16 protein-coding genes are annotated in these 20250 nt (G+C 48.9%); 15 read left to right on the top strand and 1 reads right to left on the bottom strand.

Going from position 1 to position 20250, the window contains the following annotated elements:
• The first annotated feature begins 69 nt into the window (after positions 1 to 69).
• From pobA to DFR28_RS18440, 14 genes are all read left to right on the top strand, one after another.
• The gene (pobA, locus tag DFR28_RS18510; protein WP_113955887.1) at positions 70 to 1242 is read left to right on the top strand and encodes a 4-hydroxybenzoate 3-monooxygenase; all 1173 of its coding nucleotides are present in this window, start codon (positions 70 to 72) and stop codon (positions 1240 to 1242) included.
• A gap of 21 nt (positions 1243 to 1263) precedes the next feature.
• Positions 1264 to 1668, top strand: a complete 405-nt coding sequence (ligA, locus tag DFR28_RS18505; RefSeq protein ID WP_113955886.1) for a protocatechuate 4,5-dioxygenase subunit alpha — start codon at positions 1264 to 1266, stop codon at positions 1666 to 1668.
• Positions 1656 to 2498, top strand: a complete 843-nt coding sequence (locus tag DFR28_RS18500) for a class III extradiol dioxygenase subunit beta (RefSeq protein WP_113955885.1) — start codon at positions 1656 to 1658, stop codon at positions 2496 to 2498. Before ligA ends, DFR28_RS18500 begins: the two co-directional genes overlap by 13 nt.
• A gap of 15 nt (positions 2499 to 2513) precedes the next feature.
• Positions 2514 to 3464, top strand: a complete 951-nt coding sequence (locus DFR28_RS18495) for a Gfo/Idh/MocA family oxidoreductase (protein WP_113955884.1) — start codon at positions 2514 to 2516, stop codon at positions 3462 to 3464.
• A gap of 22 nt (positions 3465 to 3486) precedes the next feature.
• On the top strand, positions 3487 to 4491 hold the full coding sequence (locus tag DFR28_RS18490) for an aldo/keto reductase (protein WP_113955883.1): 1005 nt from the start codon (positions 3487 to 3489) through the stop codon (positions 4489 to 4491).
• The gene (locus DFR28_RS18485) at positions 4488 to 5378 is read left to right on the top strand and encodes an amidohydrolase family protein (RefSeq protein ID WP_113955882.1); all 891 of its coding nucleotides are present in this window, start codon (positions 4488 to 4490) and stop codon (positions 5376 to 5378) included. Before DFR28_RS18490 ends, DFR28_RS18485 begins: the two co-directional genes overlap by 4 nt.
• 50 nt (positions 5379 to 5428) lie before the next feature.
• Positions 5429 to 6439 (top strand): amidohydrolase family protein, encoded by a 1011-nt coding sequence (locus DFR28_RS18480; protein ID WP_113955881.1) that lies wholly within the window; start codon positions 5429 to 5431, stop codon positions 6437 to 6439.
• 20 nt (positions 6440 to 6459) lie between these two features.
• Positions 6460 to 7545, top strand: coding sequence for a 4-oxalomesaconate tautomerase (locus DFR28_RS18475; RefSeq protein WP_113955880.1), 1086 nt, complete (start codon positions 6460 to 6462; stop codon positions 7543 to 7545).
• Between the two features lie 13 nt (positions 7546 to 7558).
• A complete protein-coding gene (locus tag DFR28_RS18470; RefSeq protein WP_113955879.1) occupies positions 7559 to 8257 on the top strand; it encodes a 4-carboxy-4-hydroxy-2-oxoadipate aldolase/oxaloacetate decarboxylase in 699 nt (232 codons plus the stop codon).
• Positions 8258 to 8298: 41 nt separating this feature from the next.
• Positions 8299 to 9462, top strand: a complete 1164-nt coding sequence (locus DFR28_RS18465) for an NAD(P)/FAD-dependent oxidoreductase (RefSeq protein ID WP_113955878.1) — start codon at positions 8299 to 8301, stop codon at positions 9460 to 9462.
• 241 nt (positions 9463 to 9703) lie between these two features.
• A complete protein-coding gene (locus DFR28_RS18460) occupies positions 9704 to 9895 on the top strand; it encodes a hypothetical protein (protein WP_147251064.1) in 192 nt (63 codons plus the stop codon).
• A gap of 480 nt (positions 9896 to 10375) precedes the next feature.
• Entirely contained in the window at positions 10376 to 12085 is a 1710-nt protein-coding gene (locus DFR28_RS18450) for a ShlB/FhaC/HecB family hemolysin secretion/activation protein (RefSeq protein WP_170132183.1), read from the top strand.
• A 9-nt stretch (positions 12086 to 12094) separates the two neighbouring features.
• On the top strand, positions 12095 to 12994 hold the full coding sequence (locus DFR28_RS18445) for a FecR family protein (protein WP_113955874.1): 900 nt from the start codon (positions 12095 to 12097) through the stop codon (positions 12992 to 12994).
• 3 nt (positions 12995 to 12997) lie between these two features.
• Positions 12998 to 16240, top strand: a complete 3243-nt coding sequence (locus tag DFR28_RS18440) for a two-partner secretion domain-containing protein (protein ID WP_147251063.1) — start codon at positions 12998 to 13000, stop codon at positions 16238 to 16240.
• 276 nt (positions 16241 to 16516) lie between these two features.
• Here DFR28_RS18440 and DFR28_RS18435 read toward each other — a convergent pair whose 3' ends face one another.
• A complete protein-coding gene (locus DFR28_RS18435; RefSeq protein WP_113955872.1) occupies positions 16517 to 18778 on the bottom strand; it encodes a CHASE2 domain-containing protein in 2262 nt (753 codons plus the stop codon).
• Between the two features lie 157 nt (positions 18779 to 18935).
• On the opposite strand from DFR28_RS18435, the gene DFR28_RS18430 reads away from it, so the two are divergent.
• The gene (locus DFR28_RS18430; protein ID WP_113955871.1) at positions 18936 to 20192 is read left to right on the top strand and encodes an MBL fold metallo-hydrolase; all 1257 of its coding nucleotides are present in this window, start codon (positions 18936 to 18938) and stop codon (positions 20190 to 20192) included.
• The last annotated feature ends 58 nt before the right edge of the window (positions 20193 to 20250 follow it).

Genomic DNA, 20250 nt, shown 5'->3' with positions numbered 1-20250 from the left:
GCAATTTTAACTACAGTGGTAGCTCGAAATAAGTTTGGCAACATTTAGCGACCACGGGCGGGCAACGTAATGCGGACTCAAGTTGGAATTATTGGCGGTGGACCATCCGGCCTATTATTGTCGCAGCTGCTACATTTGCAAGGTATTGAGTCGGTGGTGCTTGAGCGTAAAACCCAGGAATATGTATTGTCGCGAATTCGCGCTGGTGTACTCGAAGCAGGCACCTGTGATTTATTGCGCAAAGCGAAGGTCGGTCAAAATTTGGACATGGTTGGTGACGTTCACAGTGGTATCGACATTGTGTTTAATGGTGAGGCCTGCAATATAAATTTCACTCGCTTAACCGGCGGTGATACCGTGACGGTATACGGACAGACTGAAGTTACGCGTGATTTGTACAAGGCACGCGAAGCGATGAACGGCGTCATCGAATATTCAGTCGATGACGTTGCCATTCATGATTTGCATACCACGTCACCGCACATTAGTTATAAGGTCGATGGTCAGGATAAGCAGTTGGAGTGCGATTTTGTGGTTGGTTGTGATGGCTACCATGGGGTCAGTCGTCAAACCATTCCACACCATCAGCGCGAGGAATATGAATCAGTCTATCCGTTTGGCTGGCTGGGAATTCTGTCTGAAACACCACCGGTATCTGACGAATTAATCTACGCGTATCACGAGCGCGGATTTGCCTTGTGTTCAATGCGCTCGCCTACGTTGAGTCGTTATTATGTGCAAGTCGACGCGGGCGACAAAGTCGAAGATTGGTCAGACGAGCGCTTTTGGGATGAACTAAAGCGCCGAATTCCTAAGCAGGCAGCGGATCGTTTAGTGACTGGCCCGTCGATCGAAAAGTCAATTGCGCCGTTGCGCAGCTTTGTGTGCGAGCCGATGCGTTGGCAGAATTTGTTCTTAGTTGGCGACGCCGCGCATATTGTGCCGCCGACCGGGGCTAAGGGCTTAAATCTGGCGGCTTCAGATGTGCATTATTTGTATGAGGCCATGCTGGCTTATTACCAAAAGGGCGACAAACAAGGTCTTGAGAATTACTCAGATCAAGCTCTGTCGCGAGTTTGGAAATCAGAACGCTTTGCTTGGAGTTTGACCAAGTTACTGCACTATTTTCCTGAAGACGGTGTATTCACTAACAAGATGCGTCAAGCCGAATTCGACTACCTGAAATCTTCCCAAGCGGCTCAGAGTTCATTTGCTGAGAGCTATGTGGGATTGCCCTATTAATATGAGGTTGACGATTTAAGTATGGCAACTAACAAAGTGTATAAACACATTCCTGGCACCATAATTTTTGATGCCGAGATGGCATCCAAAGGTTATCACCTAAACCAGTTTTGCATGTCGCTTATGACCGCGCCTAATCGCGCGCGTTTTAAGGCAGATCAGTCGGCGTATCTCGACGAATGGCCGATGAGCACCGAGCAAAAACAGGCTGTGTTAGATCGCGACTACAACCACATGATGAGCCTCGGCGGCAATATCTACTTTTTGGCCAAAATATTCTCTAGCGACGAATTAAGTTTTCAGCATGCGGCGGCCACCATGACCGGCATGGATATTGAGGATTACAAGAACATGATGATCAACGGCGGGCGTTCTCCAGCAGGTAATGTGCTCACCGCAGAGGAGATACAGCAATGGCAAAAATAACGGCTGGGGTTACTACCTCGCATGTGCCGGCTATTGGCGCTGCAATCGACAATAAGCTGACTCAAGACGATTACTGGAAGCCGCTATTTGCCGGTTACGAGTTCTCCAAACAGTGGATTAAGCAAGAGAAGCCAGATGTGGTGATACTGGTGTTTAATGATCATGCCACTGCGTTTGATATGAACATTATTCCGACCTTTGCGATTGGCTGCGCGGAAGAGTTTCAACCGGCGGATGAAGGTTGGGGCGCGCGCCCAGTACCCACAGTTAAGGGGCATCCTGAGCTGGCGTCGCATATAGCGCAATCGGTGATCCAAGATGATTTTGATCTGACCATTGTTAATAAAATGGACGTCGATCATGGCCTAACCGTGCCCTTGTCATTAATGTTTGGTGAGCCAGACAAATGGCCTTGTCGAATAATTCCGGTGGCGGTGAACGTGGTGTTGTACCCCGCGCCTTCAGGGAATCGCTGTTATCAGTTGGGTAAGGCAATTAATCGCGCGGTCGAATCATTCGATCAAGACTTGAACGTACAAATTTGGGGTACAGGTGGCATGAGCCACCAACTACAGGGTCCACGCGCGGGGTTAATTAATTCAGCGTTCGATAATGCTTTTTTGGACAGCATTGTGGCTGAACCGGAACAATTAACCAAGATGCCGCATTTGACGTATTTAAACGAAGCTGGGTCCGAAGGCGTGGAATTAGTGATGTGGTTGGTCATGCGCGGCGCGCTAAACGAAAAAGTGACGCAATTGCACCGCTTCTATCACGTGCCTGCGTCGAATACAGCGGTCGGTCATTTGGTGTTGGTAAACGAAGAATAGAGTGAGAATAATCGTATGAAAGTAGCATTAGCTGGTGCCGGCGCGTTTGGCGTAAAGCACATAGAAGGCATACAGAATATTGACGGTGTCGAGGTTGTGTCGGTGGTGGGGCGTGAGTTGCAATCGACTCAGGCCACCGCGGATAAATACGGCATTGGTCATGTCACCACAGACTTAGCCGAGTCACTGGCGCTGCCAGACGTTGACGCGGTTATCTTGTGTACCCCAACCAGCATGCATGCCGCACAGGCGATGCAGTGCATGCAAGCCGGCAAACATGTGCAGGTCGAAATTCCTTTAGCGGACAATCTTGCTGATGCGCAAGCCGTAGTCGACATGCAGAAAGCAACAGGCTTGGTATGCATGGTCGGTCATACACGCCGCTTTAATCCATCACACCAGTGGATGCACAACAGTATTCAATCTGGCGAGCGGTCGATTCAACAAATGGATGTGCAAACCTATTTTTTCCGTCGTAAGAACATCAATGCCTTGGGCGAGGCGCGCTCTTGGACCGACCATTTGTTGTGGCATCATGCGGCGCATACGGTGGACTTGTTTCAGTATCAAACGGGCGAGGCGATTACCGTAGCGAATGCAATTCAAGGCCCTATTCATCCAGAACTCGGCATTGCTATGGACATGTCGATACAGCTTAAAACGGAGTCTGGAAAAATCTGCACCTTGTCTTTGTCGTTTAATAACGATGGTCCGCTTGGCACCTTCTTTCGCTACATCTGCGACAATGGCACCTTCATTGCGCGTTACGACGACCTAGTTGACGGCAAAGAGCAGGTGATCGATGTGACCAACGTTGATGTGTCAATGAATGGAATCGAGCTGCAAGATCGCGAATTTTTTGCTGCGATCAAAGATGGTCGTGAGCCAAATTCAAGTGTTGCTAAGGTGTTTGCTTGCTACCAGACGCTGCACGAGTTAGAGCAATCGTTAAACCGAGTTGCTTAATTACTAAGTCGTGACTAACAGCATGAAACAAGCACATACAACTCGCCAAATCGGTGGTATCGAGCAGGCACCTATTGGCTTAGGTTGCATGAACCTCAGTCATGCCTATGGTAAGCCTCCGAGTGAATCTGAGTCCATCGAATTATTGCACCGTGCTTTAGAGCTCGGCGTCACGCACTTTGATACCGCCGCATTGTATGGCTTTGGAAAAAATGAAACCTTATTAGGGCGCGCCTTTAAAGGCATACGTCCGCAAATTCATTTAGCGTCAAAATGTGGGATGACCGGCGTGGACGGTAAGCGCGTCATAGATGGGCGCCCCGAAACATTGCATCGCACGATTGATGCTGCACTAACACGTTTAAATACTGATGCGATCGATCTCTACTATTTACATCGAATTGATCCAAAGGTACCGATTGAGGATAGCGTTGGCGCCATGAGCGACATGGTGCAGGCAGGTAAGGTTCGTGCGATAGGCTTATCTGAGGCATCCGCTGACAGTATTCGAAGAGCACATGCGGTGCATCCGATTACGGCGCTGCAAACTGAGTATTCACTGTGGTCGCGCAATGCCGAGATTGCGGTTTTAGATGTTTGTAGAGAATTAGACATCACTTTTACGGCGTTCTCTCCACTCGCACGTGGTTTCCTCGCGAACGGCGTCACCGATGTAAACACTTTGCTTGACAGCGATATTCGTAAAGGTATGCCGCGCTTTCAGCCTGCCGCGTTTACAGAGAATCTTAAGTTACTTGCACAGCTAAACACCTTGGCAATTGAGGTGTCGTTACCGCTAAACCAATTGGCGTTGGCTTGGTTATTACATCAGGGCGAGCACATTATCCCGATACCCGGCACCACCAGCGTTGCACATTTAGAGTCCAATATTGCCGCTGCGCAGCTATCGCTAGATGATGCGGTGTTAGAGCGCCTCGATGCAATCGTGAACCACAATACCGTCACTGGTGCTCGCTATCCGGCGCCAACACAACTTGAAATTGATACCGAGGAGTTTTTAGCGTGAGCGACTTTATAAAAGACGCGGATTGGTTGGATTGGCACCCGAATCCGGTACGACCCACGTATCGACCTCCTGCGGGAGCGGTCGATGCGCACTGTCATGTGTTTGGCCCTGGTGATCAATTTCCGTTTGCGGCATCACGCAAATACACGCCGTGCGATGCCTCGGCTGAACAATTATTCAGCTTGCGAGACCACTTGGGTTTCAGTCGCAACGTGGTGGTACAAGCGACATGCCATGGAACTGACAACCGCGCCATGCTTCATGCATTGGCGCAATCCAATGGTATGGCGCGTGGTGTCGCCACGGTTACGCCTGAAGTGTCAGATGCCGAATTAGATGCTTTGCATGCGGCCGGTGTTCGAGGTGTTCGGTTTAACTTTGTGAAGCGCTTGGTCGACGTGCTACCGATTGACGGATTGAGGTCTATAGCCGCACGTTTGGCGAGTCGAGACTGGCATATTGTGATCTATTTCGAAGCACAAGATTTGCCGGAGTATTATGACTTCTTTGCATCACTGCCGACCATCGTTGTGGTCGACCATATGGGGCGGCCGGATGTGCGTAAAGACGTCAACGGTCCTGAGTTCGACTTGTTCGTCAAACTATTAAGTGAGAACGATAATATTTGGTCCAAGGTGAGTTGCCCTGACCGCTTGTCGTTTAGTGGTGAACCGTTGTATGCCGATGTCGTTCCGTTCGCCACGCGCATTGTCGAAACTTTTCCTGAGCGAGTTCTATGGGGCACCGATTGGCCGCATCCAAACATGAAGACTCATATGCCTGACGATGGCGAGTTGGTTAACTTTATCCCCCAGATAGCGCGTACCGAAGAATTGCAACACAAGCTATTGGTCGAAAACCCAATGCGGTTGTACTGGGCTGACTAGGGCTTGGCAGTAGTTTAATTCACACTTTTGAAAATGGCAGAGATAACACTATGATCATTGATTGTCACGGACACTACACCACCACGCCGCCAGGTGTTGGTGAATGGCGCGAACAGCAAAAGGCTGAGCTAGCTAAAGACGCAAATTTCGTTGGTTCCAAAGGCGCAATGGCGGTGACCGACGATGAGTTGCGTGAGAGTATCGAAACCAATCAACTTAAATTGCAACAAGCGCGCGGCACCGATTTAACAATCTTTTCACCACGCGCCAGTTGGATGGCGCATCACGTTGGTAATGAACACACCAGCCGCTTTTGGACAGAACATCAGAACGACCTGATCCGACGTGTGTGTGATTTATTCCCGCGCAATTTTGCGCCGGTCGCACAATTACCGCAGTCGCCCGGTGTCGACCCCAGCAAGAGTATTCCTGAGATGGTGCGCTGCGTAGAAGAAATGGGGTTTATTGGCGTCAACCTGAATCCCGATACCACTGGCGGTTTTTGGAAAGATGCGCGCTTGGACGATAAATCTTGGTATCCGTTCTACGAAAAAATGGTCGAACTGGATGTGCCTGCAATGATTCATGTAAGCGCATCGTGCAATGATTGCTTCAGTGCCACCGGGTCGCATTATTTAGGCGCAGACACCACCGCATTTGACCAGTTGATGTATTCCAATTTATTCGATGATTTTCCTGACCTGAAGTTTATTATTCCGCATGGTGGTGGTGCCGTTCCGTATCACTGGGGCCGCTTTCGAGGCTTAGCGCAAGACAAAGGCCTCGGTGATTTAAATGAGGTCATGTTGAAGAATGTCTATTTCGATACGTGTGTATATCACCAGAAAGGCATCGACTTGTTACTCGATATTATTCCGGTAGACAATATTTTATTCGCCTCGGAAATGATTGGCGCGGTACGTGGAATTGACCCTGAAACGGGACACTATTTTGATGACACCAAGCGCTATATCGACGGCAACACTAAACTAAGCGACGAAGACCGATACAAGATCTTCGAAGGCAATGCCCGCAAAGTCTACAGCCGACTCAATGTTTGATTTGAGTGAGCGCACAGCACATGACTCAAACAGCGATTAACTACATGATGTTGCGTGGCGGTAGCTCAAAGGGGTTATATTTTAACGCCGCTGATCTGCCATCAGACACGGAGCGGCGAGATCAAATTTTACTCGATGCTTTGGGGCGAGATGCGCGTCAAATTGATGGGCTCGGTGGTGGCACTCCGTTAACCAGTAAAGCCGCGTTGGTCTCAGTGTCAAGCCAACCTGATTGTGATCTTGATTACTTATTTTGTCAGGTGGTTGTTGGTGAAAATCGTGTTGATACCGCGCCAAATTGCGGCAATATTCTAGCCGGCGTTGGCCCGTTTGCTATCGAAAGTGGCATGCTCAAAGCGCAAGACGGTGAAACGCGTCTCAGAATTTACATGGTCAACAGCGGTAAAGAATGCGAGGTAATAATTCAAACACCGAACCGGCGTGTGGAGTACACCGGGAGTGCGTCAATCTCAGGTGTGCTCGGCACTGCTGCACCAATTGTCTGTAACTACTTTGAGCTTGCTGGTTCCGCCTGTGGCCAATTATTCCCAACCGGCAATACCCTAGACACTATTGATGGTGTCGACGTGACCTGTATCGATAACGGCATGCCCGTGGTGTTGTTAAACGCTACAGATTTCGACATTAGCGGCTACGAGACGCCTGCCGAGTTGGACGCCAACCAAGTACTCAAGGCGCGCTTGCAATCAATTCGACTGCAACTTGGCCCGTTGATGGGGTTGGGAAATGTCGATGGCGCCGCCGTTCCCAAAATGTGTTTGATCTCGCCACCACAAGGGTCGGGCATCGTAAATACCCGCACTTTTATTCCGTATAAATGCCATGACGCAATCGGTGTGTTGGGTGCTGTGTCAGTGGCGACTGCGTGCTTAGCGCCCAAGAGCGTTGCTACTGGTGTGGCAACGCTCCCAGCGTCAAATGCCGACGGTTCCTTTAGCCTTTCTGTGGAACATCCGAGTGGTGAGTTTACCTGCGTGTTAAATGCGGAGCGCTCTGAACAATCTTTTAAAGTAACCAGCGCCGGCTTAGTTCGTACGGCGCGCTTGTTGAGTCGTGGGCAGGTATATCTGCCCGCAACCGATTAATGATGGAGCAAAAATGAAAACAGTCGCGGTTAAAAATATAGAGCGGGTTGACGCCGATGTTGCAAGTGCCCTGGGTAAATTAGGTGTGTCGACCGTGCATGAAGCGGCCGGTCGCACTGGTAACCTAAAACCGTATATGCGACCGATCTATCCGCGTGCTCGTATTGGCGGCAGTGCCGTCACGGTGTTGGCTCAGCCTGGTGATAACTGGATGTTGCATGTGGCGATAGAGCTGTGCAAGCCGGGCGATGTGCTCGTGGTGGCGTGTACTACAGATAATACCGATGGATTTTTTGGTGACCTGTTAGCCACCTCAGCGCAAGCGCGCGGCGTGAAAGGATTGGTTATTGATGCTGGTGTGCGCGACATTCGTGACCTACAAGATATGGATTTTCCGGTATGGTCGCGCGCCGTGTCGGCCAAGGGTACAGTGAAAAATACGCTTGGCGCGGTTAACGTACCGGTGGTGTGTGCTGGTCAATTAATTATGCCAGGCGATGCAATCGTTGCCGACGACGACGGCGTGGTGGTGGTGGCGCGAAAACAAGCCAAAATGGTATTAGACAAAGGCATTGCACGCGAGCAGCTCGAAGAAGAGAAGCGTAAGAAACTAGCCGACGGCACTTTGGGCCTAGACCTCTATAATATGCGGTCAACTTTGAAAGAGCGCGGTTTCACATACCTAGAAACTTTGGCGGATCTGGATAACTGATTACGCAACGCATAATGATCTTTTGAACGAGTGATGAATATATGAAAAATGTTGTAATTATCGGCGCCAGTCATGCGGCTGCGGAAGCGATTTCTTCATTGCGAAAACACGGTTGGACTGACGCAATCACATTGATCGGTGATGAAACACAATTGCCCTACCAACGGCCACCGTTGTCGAAGGGTTATTTCAAAAGTGAACACGGTATCGAGAAGTTGGCGATTAAAAATCCTGACTTTTACAGTAACGCCGAGGTGACGCTAAAATTAGGTCGACGAGTAGAGACAATTAAACGCAACAGCAAAACCGTGACGCTCGATAATGGTGAGTCGATTGCCTATGACAAGCTAATTATTGCCACTGGGACACGAGCACGCAAACTTACCATTGAAGGCGCAGATCTACCGTCAGTAAAATATTTGCGCACTATTGCGGACGTCGATGATATCAACACGCTGATTCACGAAAATGCAAAAATATTGATTGTTGGTGCTGGTTACATTGGCCTAGAAATTGCCGCGTCGGCGATTAAATCTTGCGCATCGGTGACCGTTCTTGAAGCACAAGATAGAGTATTGGCCAGAGTTACCAGTCCGGTGGTGTCAGCGTTTTACCAAAAGCTACACACCGATAATGGCGTAGATATTCGTTTGCAATCGGGTCTGAGTCGAATTGAAAAAGCTGGTGATAGCAATATTGCCGTATTAGCGGACGGAGAGCGCTTAGAGTTCGATTGCGCCGTGATCGGAATTGGTGTGATTCCAAATAGTGAATTAGCCGAGCAAGCAGGCTTGGAATGCGACAACGGTATCGTTGTGAATGAGTTTACCCAAACCTCGGACCCTGATATTTATGCCGTGGGTGATTGCAGCAATCACCATAACTTCATCTATGATAGAAGAGTGAGGTTAGAGTCGGTGCCGAATGCCGTGGCGCAAGCCAAGACCGCGGCCGCGTCGATCTGCGGCAAGCATGAAGCGTATAATCAGCTGCCGTGGTTTTGGTCGGACCAGTACAACATTAAATTACAGACGGCTGGACTCTTTCAAGACTATGACGACCTAATTGTTTCAGGTGATGTTGAGCTTGGTAAGTTCACCGTAACCTATCTAAAGCAGAGTAAGGTCATTGCGATGGATGCGTTAAATTCGCCGGCAGATTTCATGCGAGCCAAAAAGTCAATTATCGCTGAGCTGGCATCATAGAAAGAGCAGCGGCCATCGCTGGTTATTAGTTCAAGTGCAGTATGCTTGATGAGCGGGGTTTACCCTCTCGTCATCGTTAATCGGTATTGACAGCAACAAATCTACAGAAGAATCATGCAAAAATTCGGTTTACAGAGAAATAGCACTCGCTTGCATTCCGCTATTGAGCTAGAGATAGTCAAAGAACAAGCTTCAGTATTAGGCCGTGCAGGAAAAAAGCTCCGCTTATCACTTGAAAAATATGAAGGTGAACGAAATCGAGGGGGGCGGAGCTGAGCAGGAAATGCGGCTGCTTAAGGAAATTTCAAATAATGTTTGGGAGTTAGTGCTGCAACGAGAGTTTGTTGGTTTTATTGAAGGTAACCTTCAGTGGATAAAGCAGAATTATGTGATTCCTGACGAAGCGTTCAATATGTTAGGTAAAAGTAGCTAGTTAAATTTTAGATATAGTGAGTTATTTCAACGGCTTGGTGAGAGTGCCGTCGAGGTATGTGGGTTGGGTTTCGTTGCGATTATTGAGATTAAGGCGGTGCTGAATGAAGTTTGAATAAGAAAGCCTGGACAAGAAAGTTTGGCAGTTTCAATCGTGATGGGCTCCGCGCTCAACACTTCACTGGTTTGCGGTTCACTCTGGTTAGGTGGCGCGTCAAGATCGCGGCCAATCCATTTTACGAATAGCGAGTAGTCCATTTGTCTACTTGCGCTAAACGTAAGTTCGGCCTATCCTCAATTCATAATTATTAGGGAAATCTATTGGACAATTGCCATTAACGGGTGAGACGTTGTGGTGTCGTTGCTAATAGGTTTTGGGGTGCGGGCTCGGTCATGCTAGCGCTGATCGTAGACTTCGGGTTGGAAGCGAAGTCGGGTGCGCTAAATCACGAAGTATTAGAGTAATAATAAGGCAGCTATGATGAAAACAACGTTTTCGAGGGAGGGCGTTACCTGCATGCACGGCTCTCGCCTCGCAGGTAAATCAAACGTGCGGGGTAAGGCCGTTCACGACACGTCAAAGCCGACGTTCTGTTTGAAAGTATTGGTGGCCAGTTTGTCTGGCAGTCTACTGTTAGCAAGCTCTGTGGTTTCAGCCGAGTCTGAAGTTACCCAGCTCACTCAGGGGCTGTTGGAACGAGTTAGTTTCGATGTGTCGGCGTTTTCGATACAGGGTGATAATCCGTTAAGTGAAGCTGAAACTCGCGATGCATTTGAACAGTATATTGGCCCTAATCGTGGTATCGATGATATTGAAAATGCAGCTGATGCCTTAGAGCAAGCCATTAAGGCGAAAGGGCTTAGTTTTTATCGTGTTTCGTTTCCGCCTCAGGAATTAACCGACGGTGTTGTTGATCTATTAATCAAGCGCTACACCATCGGCAATATCGAGGTTGTGGGTAATAAACATTACTCACCAGAGAACGTAAAAGCGAGCTTGCCGGTCCTCCAGCGCGGCACTTCTCCAAGTGCGAAGCAAATTGCCCAGTCGTTGCGACTAGCTAACCAAAACTCTGGAAAACGAGTGCGAGTTACACTGGCGCCGGGTAAAACAGAGAATGAAATTGACGCTAATGTTAGCGTTATGGATCAGAGTCCGGTTCTGTTCAGTACATGGTTAAATAATACTGGCACCGAAGTGTCAGGTGACTATCGTGTTGGTGTTAGTGCGGCACATCGCAATCTATTTGGGCGAGACCACAGCGCATCCATCAGTTTTATTACCTCGCCAGAGGGCATTGACGACGTACAGCAGTTTGCACTGAACTATAAAATGCCTTTTTACCGCTTGGGTGGCTCTCTCAACATAATTGCGGTTGAGTCCGATGTTGACAGTGGCACGGTGGGTGGAGTGTTTGACGTGGCTGGGCGTGGCGAAGTGTTTGGCCTAGGCTACAGCCAGTCTTTACCTAGTGTTGATCGTTATCATCAATCCGTGTCTTTACAGCTGACCGATAAGCTATTTGATAATGATATTCAGTTCCAAGGCAATCAAGTATTGGAGGATGTTCGCAGTCGACCAATCGCGCTTACCTATTCTGGCGCGTGGAGTAGCGAGAGCGGCGTTGACGTAAGAACCAGTTTGGGTGTGTCGAGCAACTTAAGTGGTGGTTCGTTTAATAACGCTCGTTCGTATGGGTTGTCGCGTGTTGGTGCGAGCGACGATTGGCAAAAATACGATCTAGGAGTGAATGTTCAGTATTCAAAGTCAGATTGGATATGGAGTCTAGCAACTAAGTTTAGTGTGAGTAGTGATCGCCTAATTACCGGTGAACAATTTGCAGTAGGCGGTACCAATAGCATTCGGGGAATGGAGGAGCGTGAGCTTCGTGGTGACGAAGGTTACCAACTGAATTTTCAAGCTTGGGCACCGGAAATTACTAAGGGACTAAGACCGGTAGCGTTTGTCGATTACGGCAGCGTGGAAAACAATCTGCCGATCGAAGGCGAGCTTGGATCTGAGTCAGTGATATCAGCTGGCGTGTTATTCAATTGGAACCCAACAGATAAAATTTCGGCCTCTGCTAGCTACGGATACTTGATTGATGGTATCGACAGTGGAGATGAGTTAAGTGAAGCCTCGCGTGATGGCGACAGTAAAGTTCACTTCAATTTAGCGTATCGTTTCTAGGGGCTGATCATGAAATATTTAATTCAAACACTCGTAGCATTGCTAGTTTTAGTGACGGCGAGTGATAGCGTATTTGCAAGCACCGGCACGGTGATTCTAGCGAAAGGTGTGGTAACCGCAACGGGTGCCGATAAGGTAGACCGTGTGTTGGCTAAGGGTGGCGCAGTGGCTGAGGGCGATATGGTCAGCACGGCACAGAAAAGCTTCGCGGTTATCCGAATGATGGATAACACCAAGTTGACTCTGAAGCCTGGTACCACTATCGCGATTGGTAAGTTTAGTACCGAAGAGGGTAAAGAAGAAGGGTGTATCAATCTAGTCAAAGGTGGGTTGAGAACCGTTACAGGATTGATTGGTAAACGCAAGCCAGACGCGTTTCAAGTTGATACACCGATTGCCTCGATTGGCATTCGGGGTACGGACTTTATAACACGCATCTGTGCCGGCGATGAGTGCTTGGTTGATGAGCAAGAGCTTGGCTACACCATCGGTAGTGACGATGACTTTGCTGGGCGTAAAGCGGTGGCTGATTCAATTAATGAATTATTGCCAGAAGGTCTCTATGGCAGTTGTGCTACGGGAGCGATCGCCATTAGTCAGTGTGCTGGTCAGGTAGCGGATTTCGAACTCGGAAAGTGTCGCTTTAGCCAGCCAGTAGATTGTGTTGACGTGCAGTTAAAAGCCGGCAATGCGGGTTATGCAGGGATGCCTGTGTTGCAGGCTAGTGCAACACCGGATATGCCGGGCGTTACGCAGAAGAGGGTCAGTGCACTACCAAGTGTACCGCTGATTATGGAGCGCGATCCCTATTTCGCGCTATCAGATTTGAGTGATGCGGAATTAGATCAGATCGATCGTTTTCCACAGAGCTTTGCGCCGCAAGGCCAGTGCTCAGTGTACGGAGGGTAGGGCGTGAATACCATAAAGCAAAAATTATTTACCAAGGGGTTGGCTAGTATGTATCAGACAAGTTTTTCTCACGGGTGCTTCAGGCTAAAAACCACAGTACTTGCTACGTTGCTGGTTGCTTCCAGTGGAATCGCACAAGCTAACCCGCAAGGTGCCGACGTGGTGGCCGGAAGCGCAAGTTTCGAGTCTATTGGAAATCAGCTTAACGTTACCAATAGTGATGGTGCGATTATTGATTGGCAAAGTTTTTCGATAAGCCAAGATGAGATTACGCGTTTTATGCAAAGCTCGGCGTCCTCTGCGGTACTTAATCGTGTGGTTGGCGGCTCGATGAGCGAAATCTTGGGAAGCTTAGAAAGTAACGGACAGGTGTTCTTAATCAATCCGGCTGGTTTGTTGGTTGGCGATGGCGCGGTTATTGATACTGCCGGCTTCGTTGGCTCGACTCTAGGGCTTTCTAATGACTCTTTTAGCTCGGGAGATTTGTCTTTCTCTGGTGGCGACGGTGTATTAGTGAATCAAGGGTTGGTGCACGTAACATCGGGTGGTGCCATATTGCTAGTGTCGAAGTCGATTGAAAATAGCGGTATTTTGCAAACCGATGGCGGTGACATTATGTTGGCTGCGGGTCAGTCAGTGTCTCTGAGTTTTGCCGATCTGCAGAATGTTGAATTTAAAGTGCAGGCGCCACAAGACTCGGTACTAAATTTAGGGCAGATTATTGCTAGTGGTGGTGATTTATCCATTGCCGCGGGGCGAATTACTAATCAGGGCGATCTGAGTCTGGTGGAAAGTGCTGATGGTCGTATCTTTTTACAAGCTGCGGATCAACTAACCATCAGCGGAGATGTAACGGCTCCAGCCGGTGATATTCACCTAGAGGGTCGTCAAGTTGAAATTCTGGGAGCGGACATCAGTTCTGCACCTATTGATGATAGCCAAGAAGCGGGCGATATTTCGCTGCTTGGTGATAACGTTGGAGTTTACACTGGGTCTAGCATTGATGCTTCGGCAAACTCTGGCGGCGGTACAATTTTAATTGGTGGCGAACAGCAAGGGCGGGGCACAACCCGTACGAGCCAGTTTGTATATCTTGGTGAAGATGCGGTGGTTGCGGCTAATGGCGACACTCAGGGTGACGGTGGTACCATCATTCTGTTTGCAGAAGACAGTGCCAGAGTGAACGGGCAATTGAGCGCGCGCGGCGGCACCGAAGCCGGAGACGGTGGGTTTATTGAAACATCAGGGTTACTAGGGCTTGAGGTTAATACTGTTCCGAACGCTGGTGCAGATTTCGGCCGGGCCGGTACTTGGTTGATCGACCCGATTGATTTAAGAATAACTTACGACGAGCCTGAGGATGGAGTCGATAATTCGACTCCTGGAACCTTTACAGCGATTACCTCTGGAGCGCAGATATCTCCTGAGACTATTGGCACCGCGCTTGATGAATCCGACGTTGTGATTGATACCGGCAGCACCGGTAACGAAGATGGCAATATTACGATCGACGAGTTTTTATTTTCATATTCAGGTAATACGTTAACGCTCAATGCGGCGAATAACATCATAGTCAATCAAGATATCGACTTTGGTGATGAAGGTGGGCCATTGGGAGGCTTAGTATTTAATTCCGATTTTGATAATGATGGATCAGGCTCTACGCTTGTCGACAGCAGTTTTTCAGAGGGAGTGTCCGTGGAAATACGAGCCGCGACTTTGGAGTTCAATGGTGGCGGCCTGACTGTACAGGATGGCGCGGACCCGTATACTCTTTCGGCTAACTCAATCACGTTTGACGGTGGACTACGCATCGATAATGCCTTTTTGTTCTTGAACGCACCTCAGGCCTCAATTGATGCGTTGACTATAAACGGGGGCATTGACAACGGTGGTGGTATCGCGGGTGAGTTCGGAGGTACCGGTAATTACGAAATTGGCACTTTAACGATCACCTCACCTGCACCGAACGCGTTTACCGGTGTCCTGTTAGATTCGGGTACATTTACCGTGACCGATGGCGGTGAGATCAACATAGCTCAAGGCGGCGGTCAAGAACAAGGCCCTGGTATATCTGGGCCCGCTCTGCAAATTGATGCGGATTTGATTGTACAGGGCGATGTGGACGTGACTGGCGCCGACGGTGAGATAATAGTCGGTTATGACGGTTTTGCCATGCCTGGAAATGAAGGCCCGGGCTCGTTGGTAATTGGTTCTAACGGACGTTTGAATATTCTTGATCCGATTTTGATCAACAGTAGCCAAGTTATTGTTAATAATGGGGTTTTGGATGTTTCTGCGCCGGAAGGTGTGGTAGCCATAAGTGGCCAGTTGCAAAATGACGGCCTGCTTAATATTGGTAACGGGGCGATCCTAGAGGTAGCAGCACTCCCGATGGAATCAACAGCGTACACTACTAATGCTGGAGAGCTGCATTTTGACCAAGGACTTTTGAGCTTGTTGGGTGACGGGCCTATTGATGTGACCTTTGGTAACGGTTCATCAGTCACTGGCACTGGCGATATTTTAACGATGGGCGAAGTGTTTGTTGATTTTGGCGCGACCTTTGCACCGGGTAATTCACCAGGTGCGATATTTATTCCAGGCGATGCGACCTTCTATGATGGTTCTATTCTGAATTTTGAGTTAGCTGGTCCGAATCCTGGCGATTTTGATACGCTCGATATTGGCGGAAATTTGGTGTTGGGTGGCACGGGCTCGCAAGCTCCTGCCAACCCTGGTGTGGTTTTGAATATTATAAATTTGGATGGCTATGATCCAAACCCGAATACACCGCATCCGGTATTGGGTGTGGGCGGGACGCTTACTCAAAATAGCCCGTTTATTCAGACTGCCAATGGGTTTGATACGCTAGATGTGCAATTTGTTAATAATATCTTGGATGTGGTCGTGAGTGTTACGCCACCGCCGACACCAACGCCGACACCGACACCGACACCAACGCCAACGCCAACGCCAACGCCAACGCCAACGCCAACGCCAACGCCAACGCCAACGCCAACGCCAACGCCAACGCCAGAACCGGCTCCTGAGCCAACACCAGAACCGGCTCCTGAGCCAACACCAGAACCGGCTCCTGAGCCAACGCCAGAACCCGTTGCATCTCCGGAGGACGTAATCAATGACGTTCTGGTCATTAGTGACGAGGTGGTATCCGTGGTTGAGCCGGTGGATGGTGAAGAAGAGGATCTCGAAATTAAACATTACGAAAACCGCTGTCGCTAAGCGAATGTGGGTTGGGACGGCTAATTGACAGTCAATGGCCAGCTTTTGTTACTGAGCTGGCTCGTTTTAATCACTCCAGGCTAGTCCAGCGCACCATGCTAGCCTAGTTGGCATCTGCCACCTAGGCTTTACTTGTTACTTCTAAGCTGAGTAATTGTAGGCATGCGGCCACTCCGCTCAATCAGCAATTTGAGCTGTTGGGCTTTAGTTTCAGTGCCGCTAACCTCACGCCAAGGCCTGGTTTGCGAGTAGGCCTCGGCTGTCATTGTGATAAGCTTATTTGGTTGTGAAAGTGACAACACCATCCCAATCTACGCCAGGTGGTTGTTTGACTAATTGCTGGCATCTTTCGATATATATTTGGTATAGCATCCTTTCTGGATCGGCTTTAGCGAGTACGCTAAATTGATTCAATGCTGATTCAAACTGTTGATTTAAATACTCATCGAGTGCTGCATGGTATTGGTCTCGTTCGCTGATTTCCGCTTGCGAAACCATGCCGGCCTGACCCATTGGCTCTAAAATCGTAACCGGTTCCGCTTTGCCTTTCACACGCACAATATCCAGCCGACGGTACTCAAATTCGGGAGCGGCGGCGGCAGTGGATTCGGTAACAATAAAGAGTACTCCATAGTTCTTGGTTAGCCCCTCGACTCGTGCACCAAGATTCACAGCATCGCCGAGAACCGTATAGGCCATGCGAAACTCCGAACCCATGTTACCGACGTTCATGTCGCCAGTATTAACACCGATTCCGATTTTAACTTCAGGCCACTGACGTTCAGCGAAATGACGATTCAACTCTTCTAGTTCATCTAGCATTTTTAAGCCGGACGATACGGCGGCACTGGCGTGATCTGGGTTTTCTATTGGCGCGCCCCAAAATGCCATCATTGCATCGCCCATGTATTTATCGATGGTGCCCTTATTGTCATGCACGATTCTGGTCATGGGGCTGAGCAATTCGTTCATCAACTGCGATAGTGATTTGGGATCCAGACCTTCGGCAATGGTGGTGAACCCCCGCACATCGGTAAAGAGTACTGAAAGTTCGGCTTTTTTCGCTTCAAGGTCATAAGAATCTGGGTTCTTAGACATTTCATCGACTAGCTCGGGAGGAATATATTGTCCAAATAGACCGCTTAACTTGGCTTTGTTACGAGACTCAAAAAAGTAGCCATAGGCCATGTTCACCATGTATAAGCTGGTTGCCAGCATCAGCATTGGCGCGATTGCCAAGATGGTATTTTCAGCAGTCCAGAGATACATATTACCGGCGATTACCGCCGTTGATGAGCCAAGCCATAATAGTGTTTGAACCGTTGCGCCGGAGGCAGGTAAGGCGATTGACAGCAGCAGTCCCAGCACGAGAATGCTAAGAAATTCAGCGGTTGCCGCATAATAAGGACGCGAGCGGAAATTATCATCCAGCAGGCCGGCTATGGTTGCGGCGTGGACTTCAACACCAGGGTAATTATTTTGTTGTAATGGTGTATTACGCAGATCGACCAAGCCTGCTGCGGTAGTGCCTAATATGCCGATAACAAACTGCAGATCTTCGGGGTTCTCCACAGTTTGGTTCAAAATGTCGGTGGCTGACACGTAGCGAAATGAATAGGCCCGACCGCTGTAGGGAATATAGCTGGTGCCTTGTGCATCGATCGGGATGCGCCCAGTTCCAATATCCAAACCTTCGACGACTTCCTGGTTACGTTCATCGAACGCGGTGATCAATTCGACTTCACTGACCATGTAGTGGCGAGCCAGCGCTAGCGACAGTGATTCGTAAATTCCGCCGTCAAATTTCTCCAATAGCTGGATGCGTCGTAAGATTCCGTCTCTATCTTGTGATGGAATGGAATAGAAACCTCCGCCTAAGGCATTCTCTTGTAATTCTGGGACGTTGGCGGTGTAGCTGGTTACATTGGCATCAACTAGTTTCTCGGCACCATCAGCGCCAATAGCTTTTTGCTGTAGCGTTAGCATCTCATAATAGGGCGTGCCCTTAGCAAACAGCGGATCAACTAGGGCGCCAGTGCGAGTTGAGCGTACAGAACTCTTGTCAAAGTAATAGCCCATGATGACTTGTCGGCCATTCAGTGCACGAGCAAATGCTTGATCAGGGTTGATATAAGGTTTGTAGTCTTGAAAACGTGTTAGGAACTCGGTGTCCTCGGTTTCCATAGCCAAGGACTCAAGTAGCTCCATTTCTTCAGAGGAATCACGTTCAGCGAATACCACGTCAAATCCAAGTAGGTCGATTTGATACACATCGAATAAGGTTTCGACTAGCTGGGCGAGCTTTACGCGATTCCACGGCCAGTGTCCTTCGGCTACTAGGCTCTCTTCGTCGATATCGATGATGACGATGCGAGGATCCACGTCTTCGTTCGGCACCGTAGCTGCTAATCTAGTATCGTAGGCAATGAGTTCTAGCCGATCGATGATCGGCAGCTCAATCATATTTCGTTCCCAAGCCAAAAATACGCAGGTTAATGCTAACCCCACTAAAATTCGTCCACCACTTTTTCGAAACATTTTGATATTTATTGTTGTTATTGTGATCCCAATATACCGCGTAAACCAAGCTTTGTGGATGTGAATTTGTTCGTTCAATGCTGTGTTTGAGTGAGATGCTGTTGTCAGTGGCGAACGGATAAGATATAAGTCGATAAAGAATTTCAATGAGCGGGCTATGGCGGGCGATATTAACAACCTAAGAATTCATTTCTATGGTGTGCAAGGAAGTGGGTCCGTGTATCCGCGCAGGGCCGAGCGGCACCTGATGCGCGAGCGCACTGAGGTCGAGTTACTCGAGCGAGTTTTTGCATTATTGAAAACGCAAAGCACTGCAGAGTCCAATCAGAACAATGTGGCAGGTAATGGTTCTGAGGCTGGTTCCACAGCTGAAGCTCTCGCTTTGGCGGAAATTCTTTCGGCTGAGTCGATTGCTCCTGAGCGAATAAAATCGTTGTGGGAGAAAATTGCGCCACCTGAGGCACCAAGTTATGGTGGCTGGACCTCGTGTTTTCGCTTAGAAACTTCGGACGGCTATGACATTGTATTTGACTGCGGTAGTGGCTTTCGATTATGTGCGCAAGACTTAGAATTAAAGTGGTCAAGCCAAGCATCACGGTCATTGACGATCTTTGGGACGCATGCTCACTTTGATCACACCGAAGGTTTTGATCAAGCGGATGTGTGTTTCAATCCAGCCAACCATATTCATGTGTATGGCAACGCTTCATATTTGAATGCACTGGATCATTATCTTGGAGTGTTCTCGCATAAAGTTGATAAGAGTGAACCTGGTCGACAGACGCCATTAACCTATGAACTAATGCCGGCCGATTTTGAAGCGACTGAGCTGCGCGATCTAAGCAAAGACAAGTCAAACAAAAGTAGTGATGAGCTTGGCGCGAGCGAGGCAGATTCGGTCGCACAACACATCCACGATTGGAATCAGCCGGTGTGGATTGGTAAAACCAAGATACAAGCGTTTGAAGTGTTTCATCCTGATCCGTGCCTCGCGTATCGTATTGAGCACAACGGTAAGGTGTTTGTTTACTGCACCGATCATGAATTACGGCATGGCCCCAACCCAGAATATCCGCCACAAGTAGAGAGTGTCGACGCTGAGCGACGTTTGCGTGAATTTGCTAAGGATGCTGATGTGGTGTACCGGGATGGTCAATTTTTACGGGCCGAATATGATGGCGACAAGAGCCTAGACAGCGGCATAGGAACTGCTCGTCGTGACTGGGGACACAGTTGCATCGAAGATGTGGTCGAAATGGCCCAAGCGTGCAACATTCGGCGCACTTACATAGGGCATCACGATCCGAGCCGATCTTGGCAAGAGAAAGTGGAAATCGATGAAATGTTAAAGCAGCATTGCACTGACGATCAACATATTGAGCTGGCAAAAGGCGAAACGGTAATTGATCTTTAACGCCGTTTAATGGCTATTTAACTATTACCTCGGATTGGCCCCAGCTCAGCATTGATGG

The sequence above is a fragment of the Arenicella xantha genome, from assembly GCF_003315245.1.
In the GTDB taxonomy this organism is placed as follows: Bacteria; Pseudomonadota; Gammaproteobacteria; order Arenicellales; family Arenicellaceae; genus Arenicella; species Arenicella xantha.
The sequence above is the reverse complement of the archived record's forward strand: the minus strand, read 5'-3'. Positions and strand labels throughout refer to the sequence as shown.

Coding starts and splice junctions, on each gene's coding strand:
- pobA (WP_113955887.1), top strand. CDS start 70: ATGCGGACTCAAGTTGGAATTATTGGCGGTGGACCATCCGGCCTATTA.
- ligA (WP_113955886.1), top strand. CDS start 1,264: ATGGCAACTAACAAAGTGTATAAACACATTCCTGGCACCATAATTTTT.
- DFR28_RS18500 (WP_113955885.1), top strand. CDS start 1,656: ATGGCAAAAATAACGGCTGGGGTTACTACCTCGCATGTGCCGGCTATT.
- DFR28_RS18495 (WP_113955884.1), top strand. CDS start 2,514: ATGAAAGTAGCATTAGCTGGTGCCGGCGCGTTTGGCGTAAAGCACATA.
- DFR28_RS18490 (WP_113955883.1), top strand. CDS start 3,487: ATGAAACAAGCACATACAACTCGCCAAATCGGTGGTATCGAGCAGGCA.
- DFR28_RS18480 (WP_113955881.1), top strand. CDS start 5,429: ATGATCATTGATTGTCACGGACACTACACCACCACGCCGCCAGGTGTT.
- DFR28_RS18475 (WP_113955880.1), top strand. CDS start 6,460: ATGACTCAAACAGCGATTAACTACATGATGTTGCGTGGCGGTAGCTCA.
- DFR28_RS18470 (WP_113955879.1), top strand. CDS start 7,559: ATGAAAACAGTCGCGGTTAAAAATATAGAGCGGGTTGACGCCGATGTT.
- DFR28_RS18465 (WP_113955878.1), top strand. CDS start 8,299: ATGAAAAATGTTGTAATTATCGGCGCCAGTCATGCGGCTGCGGAAGCG.
- DFR28_RS18460 (WP_147251064.1), top strand. CDS start 9,704: ATGAAGGTGAACGAAATCGAGGGGGGCGGAGCTGAGCAGGAAATGCGG.
- DFR28_RS18450 (WP_170132183.1), top strand. CDS start 10,376: ATGAAAACAACGTTTTCGAGGGAGGGCGTTACCTGCATGCACGGCTCT.
- DFR28_RS18445 (WP_113955874.1), top strand. CDS start 12,095: ATGAAATATTTAATTCAAACACTCGTAGCATTGCTAGTTTTAGTGACG.
- DFR28_RS18435 (WP_113955872.1), bottom strand. CDS start 18,778: ATGTTTCGAAAAAGTGGTGGACGAATTTTAGTGGGGTTAGCATTAACC.
- DFR28_RS18430 (WP_113955871.1), top strand. CDS start 18,936: ATGGCGGGCGATATTAACAACCTAAGAATTCATTTCTATGGTGTGCAA.